The 15189-nt window shown below is 71.6% G+C and carries 10 protein-coding genes and 2 pseudogenes; 6 read left to right on the forward strand and 6 right to left on the reverse strand.

Annotation, left to right across the window (positions count from 1 at the left end):
• The first annotated feature begins 47 nt into the window (after positions 1-47).
• Positions 48-953 (forward strand): annotated as a pseudogene (locus ABZ953_RS05500) (hypothetical protein).
• Positions 954-1062: 109 nt separating this feature from the next.
• On the opposite strand, the gene ABZ953_RS05505 reads toward ABZ953_RS05500, so the two are convergent.
• On the reverse strand, positions 1063-2211 hold the full coding sequence (locus tag ABZ953_RS05505) for a PQQ-dependent sugar dehydrogenase (protein WP_361717144.1): 1149 nt from the start codon (positions 2209-2211) through the stop codon (positions 1063-1065).
• A gap of 405 nt (positions 2212-2616) precedes the next feature.
• Between ABZ953_RS05505 and ABZ953_RS05510 the strand changes: the two are divergent.
• Positions 2617-3159, forward strand: a pseudogene (locus tag ABZ953_RS05510) (serine hydrolase domain-containing protein); the annotation flags it as partial.
• A gap of 135 nt (positions 3160-3294) precedes the next feature.
• On the opposite strand, the gene ABZ953_RS05515 reads toward ABZ953_RS05510, so the two are convergent.
• Positions 3295-3750: a DUF2000 domain-containing protein gene (locus tag ABZ953_RS05515; protein WP_361717147.1), complete on the reverse strand. Its 456-nt coding sequence runs from the start codon at positions 3748-3750 to the stop codon at positions 3295-3297.
• A gap of 49 nt (positions 3751-3799) precedes the next feature.
• On the opposite strand from ABZ953_RS05515, the gene ABZ953_RS05520 reads away from it, so the two are divergent.
• On the forward strand, positions 3800-4642 hold the full coding sequence (locus ABZ953_RS05520) for an AraC family transcriptional regulator (RefSeq protein WP_361717150.1): 843 nt from the start codon (positions 3800-3802) through the stop codon (positions 4640-4642).
• Between the two features lie 211 nt (positions 4643-4853).
• On the forward strand, positions 4854-5315 hold the full coding sequence (locus ABZ953_RS05525; RefSeq protein WP_361718229.1) for an SPW repeat protein: 462 nt from the start codon (positions 4854-4856) through the stop codon (positions 5313-5315).
• 46 nt (positions 5316-5361) lie between these two features.
• On the opposite strand, the gene ABZ953_RS05530 is transcribed toward ABZ953_RS05525, so the two are convergent.
• The 4 genes from ABZ953_RS05530 to ABZ953_RS05545 all read right to left on the reverse strand — a co-directional run bounded on the left by ABZ953_RS05530 (position 5362) and on the right by ABZ953_RS05545 (position 10954).
• A complete protein-coding gene (locus ABZ953_RS05530; protein ID WP_361717153.1) occupies positions 5362-6420 on the reverse strand; it encodes a sulfotransferase in 1059 nt (352 codons plus the stop codon).
• Positions 6421-6685: 265 nt separating this feature from the next.
• Positions 6686-9073, reverse strand: coding sequence for a SpoIIE family protein phosphatase (locus ABZ953_RS05535; protein WP_361717156.1), 2388 nt, complete (start codon positions 9071-9073; stop codon positions 6686-6688).
• A 183-nt stretch (positions 9074-9256) separates the two neighbouring features.
• Positions 9257-9625 carry a hypothetical protein gene (locus ABZ953_RS05540; protein WP_361717159.1) on the reverse strand — a complete coding sequence of 123 codons (369 nt, stop codon included), beginning with the start codon at positions 9623-9625 and terminating at the stop codon, positions 9257-9259.
• A gap of 36 nt (positions 9626-9661) precedes the next feature.
• Positions 9662-10954, reverse strand: a complete 1293-nt coding sequence (locus ABZ953_RS05545) for an ROK family transcriptional regulator (RefSeq protein WP_361717162.1) — start codon at positions 10952-10954, stop codon at positions 9662-9664.
• A gap of 143 nt (positions 10955-11097) precedes the next feature.
• Here ABZ953_RS05545 and ABZ953_RS05550 point away from each other — a divergent pair, with 143 nt between their 5' ends.
• Both ABZ953_RS05550 and ABZ953_RS05555 read left to right on the forward strand, forming a co-directional pair.
• A complete protein-coding gene (locus tag ABZ953_RS05550; RefSeq protein WP_361717165.1) occupies positions 11098-13242 on the forward strand; it encodes a hypothetical protein in 2145 nt (714 codons plus the stop codon).
• Between the two features lie 56 nt (positions 13243-13298).
• The gene (locus tag ABZ953_RS05555) at positions 13299-15170 is read left to right on the forward strand and encodes an RICIN domain-containing protein (protein WP_361717168.1); all 1872 of its coding nucleotides are present in this window, start codon (positions 13299-13301) and stop codon (positions 15168-15170) included.
• Positions 15171-15189: the final 19 nt, after the last annotated feature.

A 15189-nucleotide genomic window follows, 5' to 3' on the forward strand; every position in this document is an offset into this window, starting at 1 on the left:
GCACCAAGAACGACCTTGATCATTCCACTTGCCGGGAGACCACCACGATGCATTACGCCAGCACCTTCGCTCGCGCCGACAAGAATCTGAACGCCGTCCGCGAGGTCAGCCTCACCATCAACGCGGCCCACCTGTTCGTCTACTTCATCCCCGAGGCGCCGGAAGAGGCCGCCAAGCTGGGCGTGACCGAGTACGGACCGGCGTAGTTCGCGTTCCGGTCAGCCCCGATGGGCGCAGTCCCATGGCAGGTCACGCTCGCGGCCTTCTACAACTTCAGCCCGCGGTCGGTGCAGGCCATGGCAGGCGTCTGGGACACAGCGCCGCCACAGGAGTGGCAGGCCGCTCGCTTCACAGCCGTCGGCCGTGCGTTGCAGCGCGTCGGCGTGAGCCTCACCGCCGATCAGATCGCCGAGGCACGATCGCTGATCGACCCGGTCGTCGCGAGCGCCGACCACGCCGGGAAGACGATGGCCGCCGCCAATGCCTCGGTCCCCCTCCCGGCCGATCCGCTCGTCGCACTGTGGCAGCAGGTCACGGTGCTGCGCGAGTGGCGCGGTGACGCGCATTTCACCGTGCTCGCAGCGGGCGGCCTCGGGCCGTGTGACTGCAACGTGCTGCAAACCGTGACTGGTCACTTCCCGGAAGCCATCGCGCGTGCCACCCGGCTGTGGGACGACGAGGAGGTGGCCGCGGCAACGACACGCCTCGTCGCACGCGGCTGGCTCGACGCAGACGGCACCGCTACCGATGCCGGCATCGCCGCGCGCGAGCAGATCGAGGTCGAGACCGACGAGCACTGCGCGGCGCTGTGGACGCCGATCGGCGACGCCGGCGTCCGTCGCCTCACCTCGCTCATCAGGCCGATCCACGACGCGTTCACCGCAGCCGGGACCTACCCCTTCCGCGTGGAGACCAGAGACACGCGGTCCGCCGCCCCGGAGGCCGCCAGGTAGGCCAGTCTCCTGGACGCCAGCAGATCCGGACTGGATCGAGAACTGGGCATGGCTGAGGGCGGCTGCGGCTGGTCACGGCTGCGCGAGCACGGGAGCAGCAGACCGGTCGTCACGCCGGGTCGATACGGGAGACGGCGCCGCCGATGTCGAGCACGTACAGTTCACCGCCGCGCCCCTGCACGAACGAGATGACCTCACCGCCGTTCACCCCGAGATCGCTCACGCCGGTGACCTTGCCGTCCTTCATCCGCAGTGCGCGGACGGTGCCGTCGCAGTAGTCGCTGAACAGGTACTGACCCCTGAGGGCCGGGATCGCCTTGCCCCGGTAGACGTAGCCGCCGGTCACCGAGCAGCCGAGGCCGGTCCGGTCGTACTCGTGCACCGGCGGGACGTGGTTCGCGGGCTCGGTGCCCTCACGGAACGGATGAGTGCCCTCCATTTGGGACCAGCCGTAGTTCTCGCCGCCCCGGCTCTTCGCCGGTGCCCAGTCGATCTCCTCCCAGGAGCTCTGGCCGACGTCGCCGATCAGCAGGTCGCCCGTGCCCGCGTCGAAGGAGAACCGCCACGGATTGCGCAGCCCGTACGCCCAGATCTCGCCCTTCGCCTTCGGGTCGCCCACGAACGGGTTGTCCGACGGGATCGCGTACGGCTTGCCGCCGGGTTTGCCGCCCCTCGGGTCGATGCGCAGCAGCTTGCCGAGCAGGGTGTCGAGATTCTGGCCGTTGCCGTGCGGGTCGCCGCCCGAGCCGCCGTCGCCGAGCGCGATGTAGAGGTAGCCGTCGGGGCCGAACCTGATGTCGCCGCCGTTGTGGTTGGAGTAGGGCTGCGTCTGGGTGAGGACGGTGCGCCGGGTCTTGGGCCGGATCTTGCCGTCCCGTACGGCGAACTCGTCGATGGTGCTGGTGCCTTCGAGGTTCGTGAACGAGATGTAGAAGTGCGCGTACTTCTTGTCGAACGCGATGCCAAGGAGGCCGCGTTCACCGTCGGTGGTGGTCTCACCGGAAATGTCGAGCACGGGCTCGCTGAGCCCTTGCTTGCCCAACATCCGTACGGTTCCGGCCCGTTCGGCTATCCAGAGTGTGCCGCCGGGCCCCGTGGTTCCGGCGATCGGGTTCTTGGCCATGGCCACCTGGCTGAGCGTGACCTTCGGTGCCTTGCGCGGGGCGGCGGGCTCGTCGGCGGAGGCCGTGGTCAGGGCGAGGGAGGCGACGAGGCAGATGGAGCCGATGATCGCCGAGCTTCTGGTGCGAACGTTCACCGTGATCCTCCTGGAGGCGGCGAATTGGGGGAGGTCACCCGGCTGCTGGGGCAGAGGGAAGGGGTGTCGCCCGCGCCGGAGCGCAACCTGGGTGGGGGGATGGTGTGCTACTGGCTGCGCATGAGAATACTGGGACAGGCTTGATTGGCGTAGACCAAGGGGCGTTGTATCTTGCCGAGTTCGGTCGGCTTCAGTCGGCTACCGGTACCGCGGCCGAGGCGCCCGGCAAGCACGACGCCACCCAGCGAGCCCTCGACGCGCTGGAGCGCTCCGGCATACCGGGCGTGGCCGCCGAGGTGAACGGCCCACAGGGCAAGTGGGTCCGGTCCGCCGGGCGTGCTGCGGGGGAACGGCTACGACGGCAAGAAGGTGACGGTACGTCAACTCCTGAACCACACCAGCGGTGTGCACGACATGGTGTCCACGACGGAGTGGCGGAAGCACATGAACGGGCCGGGCTTCCTGCTCCACCGCTACGACGCCTGGACGCCGCAGCAGATCGTCGACCTGGCGCTGACGTGCAAGCCCGACTTCGAGCCCGGCACGAGGTGGAACTACTCCAACACCGACTTCGTGCTCGCGGGCATGATCATCGAGAAGGTCACGGGCAACACCTACGCCCATGAGGCCGAGCGGCGCATCATCAAGCGCCTGAAACTGCGCGAGACCACCTTCCCCGGCACCGACCCGAAGCTGCCCGCGCCCTACGCGGTCGGCTACTCCAAGCTGTACGCGGAGAACCCCGGCCCCGAGATCCACGACGCCACGGAGTACAACCCGGCGTGGTCCGGCGCGACCGGCGAGGTCGTCAGCACCACGGGCGACCTCAACCGCTACTACAGCGCCCTCCTGAAGGGCCGACTGCTGCCGCCCGCCCAGCAGAAGGAGCTCCTCGACACGGTCGAGACGGGGACCACCTTCGCCTACGGGGCCGGTCTGATCGTCCGCACGCTGTCGTGCGGAGTGCGGGTGTACGGCCACGACGGCATCGTCTGGTCCTCCCTGACCAGCACGGCGACCACGTCGGACGGCAAGCACACCCTGACCTTCCACCTCAACGGCGACTGGCTGGAGCCGCGCTGTTCAGGGGTGCATGCGGGCGCCCTTCATCACCTTGTCGACCGCGTTGCGCGGCCCGTACACGGCGAGGCCGACCAGATCCAGCTGATCGCCCGGCACGGCCCGTACCGCCGCCCGGTTGTCGCCGTCGTGTCCGGTGGCGAAGAGGTCGGAGGTGAAGAGCGACCGGGGCAGCGCACGGCTCAGCGCGCGGCTGTGCGCAGCCGTCACCGCCTCCTTCGACCCCTCGAAGACCATCACAGGCTGCCGGAACATCGGCAGGTACGGGGTGCCGTCGGCGTCGGCGTACGGCTCGCCGATCACCTCGGGGGCCTGCGAGCCGAGGCCGCTGACCAGGAACGCGGTCACGTTCAGCCGCTGCCAGGTCTCCAGGTCGTCGCGCAGGATCACTGCGATCTTGGTGTCGAAACGTACGGGGGCGCTCTGCGCCGTGTCGGTCTGCGTCGTGTCGGTCGTCATGTGACCAGGCTGCCGACGGCCGGGCCGTCCGGTCTTGTACGTTCTTGGCATGTCGTCCCCGCAGGAGGTCTCCGCGTGGCGCCCGCAGGTCCCGGGCGTCGTGGAGGTCTTCCACGCGCACTTCACCGAGCACGCGTACCCGATGCACGTCCACGACGTGTGGACGCTGCTCATCGTCGACGACGGCGCCGTCCGCTACGACCTGGGCCGCCGCGAACGCGGCACCCCGCAGGACACCGTGTCGCTGCTGCCGCCCCAGGTGCCCCACAATGGCTCCCCGGCCACCGCGCACGGCTTCCGCAAGCGGGTGCTGTACCTGGACGTGCCGCTCCTCGACAAGAGCCTCATCGGCGCGGCCGTGGACGACCCGGACATCACCGACCCGCTGCTGCGCCTGCGCATCGGGCAGCTGCACGCGGCCCTGGCACGGCGCGGTGACGAGCTGGAGGCCGAGAGCCGCCTCGCCCTGGTCGGCGAGCGGCTCCGCGGCCACCTCCGGCCCCGGCTCGCCGCGGCCCGCCCGGAGCAGGGCCGCGGCGTGGCGCACAGCCTGCGGGAGCTGCTCGACGAGCGGCTGCTGAGCGGCGTGACGCTGGACGAGGCCGCGCAGCAGGTGCACGCGCACCCCACCCACCTGGTCCGGGCGTTCAGTGCCGCCTTCGGCATCGCCCCGCACCAGTACCTGATGGCCCGCAGGGTCGAGCGCGCCCGGCGGCTGCTCCTCGACGGCCACCCGCCCAGCGAGGTGGCGACCGAGGTCGGCTTCTACGACCAGGCCCACCTGAGCCGGCACTTCAAACGCGTCGTGGGCATTCCCCCCGGCCGCTACGCAGGAAAGCGCTCAGGAAGGCTGGCCGGAACGGCACCCTCCGCCGTACGACAAGACGGGTGAGGGCGAGTATTCTCGGGGTAGGTAGGAGCCGACGCCGCAGCGGGCTCCGAAGAGCAGCGCCCTCTCAAGGCCCGTCGCTTCGAACGGACGACGCGAGCCCCCTCCGGCCGAGCGGGACGGACCGCCCCGGCTCGGCCCGGAACTCCAGCAGTCATCTGTCTGCAAACTGGAGGTGGACGCAGTGGCAACGTCTCCCATGTCCCCGTCCTCCATGGAAACGCACCCGGACATCGCCGACATACGCGCTCGTCACGAAAGCGCCGAACGCGCGGCGAGCTCTCCGAAAGTGCAGGCCATCGACACGCTGGCCTTCCTGACGGGGCTCTACCTGGCCGCCTCGCCCTGGATAGCGGGCTTCAACGGCCTGACCCGCCTCACGGTCACCAACGTGATCGTCGGCATCGCCTACGCCCTCCTGATGAGCGGCGGCTTCGGCCGTGCCTACGACCGCACGCACAGCATGGCGTGGGCCGCCTGCGCGCTGGGCGTCTGGACGATCGTGGCCCCGTGGGTCGTGGCGGGTGACGTCAGCACCACGAGGACCGTGGTCAGCAACGTCATCACCGGCTGTGTCGCTCTTCTGCTCGCCCTGGCCGCCAGCGCGGCAGCCCGGCAGGGAGAATCCGGCGCGAGCCGCGGCAAGGGAGGGATGTACCGAGCAGGTCCCGCCTGACCGGCCGTACCGGAACGGGTCCCGCGGCGCCGCGGGACCCGTTTTCTCATGGCGCCGAGCGGCCCGTGCGCGGTGTCGCCGCCAGCGCGCGGGTGCCAGCGGCGCAGCTCTCCCGCAGGTCGTCGAGTTCGGCGGCGGACAGCTGCTTGCCCGCGGAGCCGCGGCGGCCCCCGTCGAGCAGGGCGCACGCCCCGTCCAGCCACCGCGGGGACGGCTCGACCCCGACGAACGCGGCGAGGCGGGTGAGCTCCTCGCGGGGCGCGTCGATGAGGTCCTCGTAGGCGAGCGTCATGCGCTGGGCGGCCGGCAGCCCGTCGAGGAACCGCACGCCCTGGGCTACGAGTTCGGACCACAGGATGCCGAAGCGCCGCAGGGGGAGCTCCCGGTCCCGTACGAGGGCGGGGTCGAAGCGCTCGCCGAGCAGAGGCGCCAACTCCGGTGGCAGGGCACGCATATGGTCGGCCGTCAGCTCCTCGAAGCTTTCCACTCCCGCCCGTTCCCTGATCTCGCGCATCAAGGTGATCACCCGGTAGCCGGGGTGGCGGCTCATCGACAGGGCGCAGTCCGGACCGTCCCGGAAGAGGTGCACGAACTTCGCGTACGGGAAGGCGGTCCGCAGCCCCGGGGCCCACCCCGTCGAGTATCCGGAGCGCTCCACGACGGCGGTGCGTCCGAACCGCGTGCCGAGCAGTTCGAAGAGGGCTTCGTGATGCTGTACGGCGGTCCGGACGGGCCAGTCGACGACCGCGGCGTGGATCTCGTCGAGCAGGCCGTCGGGGTCGTCGGTGAGGTGGGGCAGCACCATCAGGGACAGCGCGGGGATGCCGGTGGTCTCCGCCGTGTACCGGCCCGGGCGGCGCGTGTAGAGGAACTCGGGCATCGGCAGTCCGCTGCGGAGCATGCCCGCGAAGTACGACGTGGGCCGGAAGAGGGCGTCCCAGAACTCCGCACCCGACAACTGCCAATCGGGAAAGGCCACTTCGCCGACCGAGGCCAGGTACTCGTTGAGGCTGAGTACGTCGGGGTGCGTGTTGAGGATGCGGGACAGCGCGGTGGAGCCGCTGCGGCCCGTACCGATGACGAAGGTCAAGCTGCGCAAGGTCACTCTCCGGGAGCACGGGCGGGAAATCCAGGGCTGTGGGCACCTCAGCACACTCGGGTGGGGGGCGCCAGATGGCGGGCGTCTGTCGGAGGTTGTCGGGTCGCCGTCGGCGGGCTGTCGGCGCGGCCTGGCACGTTTTCGGGGATGCCACCGGGGCCCGCCCGGCGGCCGGACGGCGCCGAGCTCTATGGGCTCATGTTCGGCGCCGCGGCGCCCCACAGCCTGATGGAGGCGTTCGCCGACGCGTGAGCCCGGCCGTCGTCGGCTGTCACCGGCCGTCCCGTACCGCCGTGGGGAAGGCCTGTTCGGTCCAGATGGTCTTGCCGGAGCGCATATAGCGCGTACCCCATCTCTGGACGAGCTGCGCGACGATGAAGAGGCCTCGGCCGCCTTCGTCCTCCTCGCCGCTGTGCCGCAGGTGCGGTGAGGTGTGGCCCGCGTCGGCGACCTCGCACAGGAGGGTGCGGTCGCGGATGAGGCGCACCTGGACCGGCCCTTCCGCGTACCTGACCGCGTTGGTCACCAGCTCGCTCACGACGAGCTCGGTCGTGAACGTCAGCTCTTCGAGGCCCCAGCGGCACAGCTGCCGGGTGGCCAGGTCCCGGGCGCGGCGGACGGCGACCGGCTCCGCGGGCAGCTCCCACTCGGCGACCTGCGACGTGTCGAGTTCACGCGTGCGGACGAGCAGCAGCGCCGTGTCGTCGGCGGTCGAACCGCCCGGCAGGAGCTCCGCCACGGCCCGGTCGCACAGCTCTTCGAGGGACGCGTGCCGGTCGCTGAGCACGCGCCCCATGGTGGCGAGTCCGTGGTCGATGTCGCGGTCGCGCGCCTCGACCAGACCGTCCGTGAAGAGGGCGAGCAGGCTGCCCACCGGCAACTCGATCTCCATGGACTCGAACGGCAGGCCGCCGAGGCCAAGGGGCGGTCCTGCCGGCAGGTCGGGGAAGGTCACGTGCCCGTCCGGGTCGACGACCGCCGGAGGCAGGTGCCCGGCCCTGGCCATGACACAGCGCCGGGACACCGGGTCGTAGACGGCGTAGAGGCAGGTCGCTCCGGTGGTCACATCGGCGTACGCGCCGTCGGGCGCCCCCTCTTCGTTCCACTGTTCCTCCCCCGTCTGCGCCACCAGATCGTCGAGCCGCGAAAGGAGTTCGACGGGGTCCAGGTCCATCTGGGCGAACGCGCGTACGCTCGTGCGCAGCCGGCCCATCGTGGCGGCGGCCTGCAGACCGTGGCCGACCACGTCGCCGACCACGAGGCCGACCCGGGTCCCGGACAGCGGGATGACGTCGAACCAGTCACCGCCCACCCCGGTGACGTCGTCCGTGGGCAGGTAGCGGTGGGCCACGTCGACCGCTGACTGCTGCGGCACCTTTCGGGGCAGCAACTGGCGCTGGAGTGCCAGGGAGGCGCTGCGTTCACGGGTGAAGCGGCGCGCGTTGTCGATGGACACGGCGGTCCGGGCGGCCAACTCGTCGGCCAGTGCCACTTCGCCGCTGTCGAAGGTGGCCGATGGGCCGCGCAGGAACGTGACGAGTCCAAGGACACTGTTCCCGGCCCGCAGCGGCACGACCAGAGTGGTGTCCTGGAGCACGAGCCCGCCCGAGGAGAGGCAGCGGCCCTGCGGTGACCCGGACGGGTACCGCACGGGCGGGTGCTCCTGCCCCCTTTCCTCACGGGTCCGCGCGGCCGGGCTGTGGGCGACCCGCACCAGGGACGTAGCCGCCGAGCCGCTGGTGGCAGGCACCTCGCCCTCCAGGACCGCCCGCGCGAGGTCGACCGTGACCGCGACGGCGAACTCCGGCACGGCCACCTCGGTGATCTTCTCGGCAGTGGCAAGGACATCGAGGGCGGTCCCGATGCCGCGGCCCGCCTCGACGAGCAGGGCGAGGCGCCGCTGCGCCCGGTAGCGGTCGGTGATGTCGAAGGCGTCCTCGCACACTCCGAAGACGTGGCCGTCGGCGTCCTGGAGCCGGTAGTAGGCACAGGACCAGAGGTGGTCCGTGTCCGGATCGCTGGGCGGCCGTCCCTGGAAGTGCAGGTCCAGAAAGGGTTCGCCGGTGTCGAGGACGTGGCGCATGACCGCGTCGAGCGTGGGCGGATGCCCCCTGGTCACGAACCTCCCCTCCGAGTACAGCTCATCGGCCCGGGAGCCGCGGAACTCGGCGAGAGGGCGCCCCATGTCCTGTTCGTACGCCGAATTGCACCAGGTCAGGAGCAGATCGGTGTCGTAGATGGCGAGGCCGACAGGTGACTGGGTGGCAAGCCCGTGCAACAGGGCCTGCCGGGCTTCCCACCCGCGGAGCTCCGTCAGCTCCGTCGCGACGAGGACGCGCAGCGGAGCATCGGCGCCCGCCAGCGGACACACCGCTACGGCGACGATGAGCTCGCGCCCGTCCCGGTGCCGGGCCACCCGGATCTCGTCGCCCCGGAGCCCGGGGGAGAGCGGGGGAAGGGCGGGCGCTGGGCCGGACGGCGACAGGAACGTGGACAGGGGCCGGCCGAGGATCTCCTGCTGCGGGTGACCGAGGAGCCGCGTCGCGGCGGTACTCCACCCGATGACCGTGTCCTGGGCGTCAATGATGGCCGTAGCCGCCCTGGTGATGTCGAGGGGGCCACGAAAGTCGGCACTCCGCTCCGGGTTCCCTGCAGTCATGGCGCCACACCAGCCCCGTTCATTGCCTACAGAATCCGCCGTCCTCGGGACGGGCACAACCGCGGCACGCCCAATCGCCCTCCATCGCCCTCCAGCACCCTCGCGGAGCAGCCACCGGACGTGGGTGCGGCCGCCGTAGGAGCGGCACGACGCGGGAGCGACAGGACGCCGCATCAGGGGACGCTACCGCTCGGCGGACCGGCTCCCCGAAGTAGGCCGCTCCTCATCGTCCAGCTGACGCAGACAGTCGTTCCACCGCCCGCGTCGCTCGGTGAGTTCCTGTTCCCACCACGCGGTGCCGCGTTCCCCAAGACCTGTCTTCGCCAACTGCACGCGGGCCCGTGCGGCCTTCCGTGCCTCTTCGTCGTCGCCCGCGGCGGCCACGGCCCTGCGGGCTGCCATCAGGTGGTGGACGAGGCGCTCCTTCACGTCGTCGGGCACGTGGGGGTCGGTGGCCCGCCAGCGTCGGCCCTTGATGACGATGAAGTGGCCGTCCTCGGTGTACTCAGTGTTCTCTGCGTTCCCAGCGTTCTCTGCGTTCCCTGCCGCCATGACGTCATCATGGCTTCGCTCGGGGAAGCGGGCCGCCTACGGCCCCGTACGCCCGGCCCCCACGGAAGCAGCCGTCCCGATCGGGTCCTGGTACACCCGGTCGAGCGCCAGGCACGCGCCGCCCCGGGCCGCGGCGCTGAAGCCCAGGGACGAAAGGACGATCTCGCAGCCGCCGGCTTCGGGGGCCATGACCCGGGCGGCGAACTCGGCGCGTACGCGGTCGATGAGGTAGTCGCCGAAGTGGGTGAAGTAGCCGCCCAGGACGACGGCGCGGGGGTTGAGCACATCGGCGAGCAGGGCCACGCCCAGAGCCAGGCCGTCGGCGATCCCTCGCAGCGCGGTGAGAGTGGCGGCGTCGCCCGCGTCGGCGCGGCGGCGCAGCTCCGTCAGCCGCTGTTCCAGGTCGACGGTGGGGTCGTGGACCGGGTCGGGCGGCGGCGCCGCACGGTCGAGCAGGGCAGCGAGGCCGACCAGGGTCTCCCAGCAGCCGACCCGGCCGCAGACGCACGGCAACCCGCCCGGGTCCAGGGGCATATGGCCGATCTCGCCCGCGAATCCGGCCGACCCCTGCAGCAGCCGGCCGTCGGAGATGATGCCGCCGCCGACGCCCGTCTCGCCGGTCACGTAGATCAGGTCGTGGATGTCGGCCGACGCGGCGACGAGATACTCGGCGATGGCGCCCGACTTGGCGTCGTTCTCCAGGCCGATCGGCGGCGCCCCGGGGCCGAGCCGCTCACACAGCCCCTCGGTGACGGCGACGTCCTGCCAGCCGATGTTGGGAGCGTACGAGACCACGCCGGAGCCGGTCTTGATCACGCCGGGAGCCGCGACGGTCACCGCGACCGGGGTCACGCCCCGCGCGTACAGGGCCGTGCGCGTTTCGGCGATGGCCTGTGCCATCCGGTCCAGCACGGCGGCCGGTTCGGTGCCGCGCGTGTCCAGTGGGGTGCGGCGCCGGGCGACGACCTCGCCGCGCAGGTCGAGGGCGATCAGGCTCAGGTAGGCGACGTTGATCTCGACGCCGATGCCGCAGACGGTACGGCCGTCGATCTCCACGGTGCGGCCGGGGCGGCCGACGAAGCCGTGGCGCTCCGCCTCCCCTTCGCGCACCAGGCCGCTCTCCATGAGCTCGGCGACCAGATGGGTGATGGTGGCCTTGGGCAGGCCGGTCTCGGCCGCGATCTGGGCACGGGGCCGCGGCCCGGCGTCACGCAGCAGGCGAAGGACCAGGCTGAGGTTGGTCCGGCGCAGCGAGGCGCGATCACCGGCCCGTGGCGGCCCCGCCCCGCCCAAGTCGCGTACGCCTGCGCCGCGTAGGTCTGCCGTCACCGGAGCCGCTCCTTGGTCTGTGCCGTGGTCCGTGCCGTGGTCCGTGCTGATCGTCCCGCATCGATTTCTTGTCGTGAACCTGTTGACGAGGTTCTCTTTATTTTGGATCCTAGCCGAACTAATTCGGCAAGGGAGTCGCATCGATGGACACCGGCACGGCACAGGAATCGGTGAAGCCTCGGCCCGTCGCCCGGCGTGCGCGCTACCACCTGCGGTTCCAACTGCGCCCCGGCGACGATCTCGCGGACCGGGCCCGCGCCCTGGCCAAGGTGTGCGGCGAGAACGGCGTGGACGAGGTGGTGCTGCTCCTCGGAGCCGAGCAGCTGTACACCGGGCACCTCGCCGGTATTGATGAAGCGAGGTGGTTCGAGGCGGCGGGTGAGGCCCGCGACGTACTGAGCGCGGCCGGGCTGGACGTCAGCCTCAACCCCTGGGTCACCGTCGGCCACGCGGACCGGGGCCGGATCGGCACGCTCGGCTTCGCGCCCATGGTCTCGCCCACCGGACAGCAGGCGGCCGCCCAGGCGTCCTTCGCCTGCCCCGTCTGGCGCCGCTGGCTCTACGCGCACTACGGGCTCTTCGCCGACCTGGGCTTCCGGGTCCTGTGGGTCGAGGACGACTTCCGCTACCACAACCACGCCCCGCTCGACTGGGGCGGCGGCTTCGAGCCGCTCATGCTGGAGCGGCTCGAAGCCCTCGTCGGCGAGCCGGTCACCCGGGAGCAGGTGGTCGCCGCCGTCACCGCGCCCGGCCCGCCCCACCCCTGGCGCCCACTGCTCCAACAGGTGTGGCGCACGGCCCAGTTGGAGGTAGCGGAGGGCCTTGCCGAAGTGGTGAGGCGGCGCTCCGGGGGCCGCTCGCAGCTGGGGCTCATGAGTTCGCTGCCCGCGATGCACTCCGTGGAGGGCCGCGACTGGGAGGCGCTGTTCGCCGCCCTGTCCGTCGGCCGCGAGGTGACCCACCGGCCGCACTTCGCCTCGTACTCGGACACCCCCGCCCGTGGCCTCGCCGCCGCGCTCTGGTCCCTGGAGGCGCAGCGCACGCTCCGCCCGCGCCACGCGGCCTGCGAGCCGGAGATCGAGAACTGGCCGCACACCGCGTGGTCGAAGTCGGACACCCAGACCTGGTCGGAGATGGTGACCGCCCAACTCTCCGGCGCCGACGCGCTGTTGCTGAACCTGCACCCCTCCCACGGTGAGCGCGCGGAGAACTTCCCGCGCATCGACCGGCTGCTGCGGCGCTCCCGGCCGGCCCTGGACTGGCTGGCCGCACGGCACGCGGACGACATGGCGCCGCTGGGTGTGGGGCTGCCGTGGCGGCAGGACACCGCCGCCCGGCTGCCCGCGGGGGCGGGCCGGATGCGGGACTTGGTCGCCGACCCCGCGCAGACCGCCGAATTCCTGCTCGGCTACGGCGTTCCGGTCACCGCGCGACCGGCCCCGGTCCAGGCGCTGTTCGGCAGCCTCGTCCACACCTTCGACGACGACGCGATACGCGAACTGCTGCGCGGCGGGCTGCTGTTGGACGGGGTGGCGGCACACGAACTGACCCGGCGCGGGTTCGCCGACCTCCTCGGCGTACGGGTGAGTGAGCTGGTCGGCCGCGAGGATCCGGCGCTGCCGGGGCCGTACGCGGTCGAGCAGGTCACGGACGCGTGCGCAGCGGACGGCAGCGAGGGCGGCGGCGCGGACGGCGGCGAGGGCGGCGGCGCGGACGGCGGCGAGGGCGGCGGCGCGGACCTGAGCGTCGACGTCCAGCCGGCGCTGGCCCGCGTCGAACCGCTGGCCGGTGCCGACGTCCTCACCCGGGTCCGCACGCCCGACGGCCGCCCCTGGGGTGCGGGCCGGTGCCACTTCGTCAACGCGCTCGGCGGGCGCGTCGCGGTCCTCGCCGCGACCGCGCCCGCCGACCTGGCCCGCAGCGACGAGGGCCGCAGCCTGCTCCACACGACGATCCGCTTCCTGGAGGGTGAGCGGCCCCGGCTCCCGCTGGTGAGCGGCGCCCCGCATCTGATCCCGTACGCGACGCGCTCCGCCGACGGCCACCGGCTCGCGGTCGCCAACGGCAGCGCCGACCCGGCGCACCCCCGCATCCACCTGCCGGATCCCCACCACGACGGTCCCCACCGCGACGGTCCCCACCGCGACGTACGGGCGACGCTGCTCGCACCGCTGGCCGAGCCCGCCGATGCCGCCGTCGAAGCAGCCGTCGCCGGGGCGCGGTCCCGCACCGTCCACGAACTGGGGGCCCCGCTGCCGCACCGCGGCTGGGCGGTCTTCGCATGGTGAACCACCGCCGCGCGGGCGCGCCGCCCGCGAGGTGTCCGGCCCCGAGAGGAGTACCTGTGTCACTCCGTCCCAGAGCACGAGTCCTGGCCGCCTTCGCGGTGGGCGCGGCCGTCCTGCTCAGCGCGGCAGCACCCGTACCGGCAGCGCCCGGACCGGCACCGTCCACACCGGCGCCCGGACCGGCAGCCCAAGACGCCCCCGCCCCCGCGTATCAGGTCACCGTCGGACAGAAGGGCCCCTGGACCCACCCCGACGACTCACCCGCCGCGACCTACATCGACAAGGACGGGTCGTTCCACTATCAGTCCGCACACGCCCTGTACGGCGCCGACGACCCGCGCAAGTGGACGTTCTACACGGGCAAGGACTTCGACTCCGCCACCCGCGACGCCAAACTGAGCGACGCGGTCGACCCCGCAAACGCCAAGGACCGCAACAACGACACCACTTGGCGGTGCGACAACAGCCCCACCGGCCGTGCGGCCACCCGGGCCGCGGACACCTCGCACTACGCGCGGAAGAACTACTGCGACCTGATGGGCGTGTGGGTCGACCCGGACACCGGCCACTGGTACGGCCTGGTCCACAACGAATTCACCCCGCAGCCCTTCGGCGACGGCCTGCACTACGACGCGATCGACTACGCCCTCTCCAAGGACCAGGGCAGGACCTGGACCATCAAGGACCACGTCCTCACCTCGCCGTACAGCACCGAGCGCGGCGACAACTCGGCATTCCCGCACGACACTTACCACTACGGCAACGGCGACCCGCGCCTCTTCGCCGACACCGCGTCCGGCTACTTCTACGTCTACTACAACTCCCGCGTCATCCCCAAGGGCGGCGTCCCGGGCGGGTGGACGGACGGCAGCCGGGCCCATGTCGCCCGCGCCCCCATGTCCGGCAAGCTGGCCCCCGGCTCCTGGCGGAAGTGGTACGACGGCGCCTGGTCGCAGCCCGGCATCGGCGGCCTGGAGAGCAACATGGAACCGGTCGACGCCGACAACGCCACCGGCTACACCCCCGTGGCGCACGACTACGACCCGGCCAACGAAGGCTCCGTCAAGGAACAGCAGGACGCCGGTGAACTGCCCGCCAAATCGGACCTGTTGACCATGAACATCGCCTACGACGCCCACCTCGGCACGTACATCGGCCAGCCCGAGGCCGTCGTCCAGGACAGCACCCAACCGCAGCGCTTCTACGCCACCGACGACCTCTCCACCCAGAAGTGGAAGCTGATCGGCGACACCGGCGACTACCGTTCCGGATCCTGGTACCGCTGGATGCTGGACTCGGTGAACAAGACCGGCTCCACCGTCGTCGGGAAGAAGTTCCGCAGCTACTGCTCCTTCCAGTGCTCGGGCGGCACCGACGGCGAGTACTACGACACCACCATCGACACCAGCGGCCCGGCCGCTCCCGTCGACTCCGGAACCGCCTACACCATCGGCAGCGGCGCGGGCCGCGCCCTCGCCCAGGCGGCCAGTGGCAGCGGCACGACCTCACGCCCGTCGGGCGAGAACTCCCCACGCGGCCACTGGGTCTTCACCTCGAACGCCGACGGCTCGTACCGCATCGCCAACGCCGCGACCGGCCGGCTCCTGGGCGTCGACCCGACCACGAACGCGGGCCGCGCCTGGGGCGCCAAGCCGACCGTGACCGCGGCGCCCCAGGCCGGACCCACCGTCGGCCAGCAGTGGTTCGTCGTGCCCGGCCGCGACGCGAAGGGACGCGCCACGGACACCGTGCGCCTGGTCAACCGCTACAGCGGCCTCGTCATCGCCCTGTCCGACGCCAAGGGCAGACTGGCCGAGACCACACCCACCCGCGCCTGGACCGACACGACCGGCGGCGGCGTCCGCGGTGGTGTCGGCGGTGGGAGGACCGCGGCCGAGCAGACGCTGAAGCTCGAGCCCGTGGGCTGAGCGAGCGCCGGTCTTCCGC

It is taken from the genome of Streptomyces sp. NPDC046465, assembly GCF_040646035.1.
In the GTDB taxonomy this organism is placed as follows: domain Bacteria; phylum Actinomycetota; class Actinomycetes; order Streptomycetales; family Streptomycetaceae; genus Streptomyces.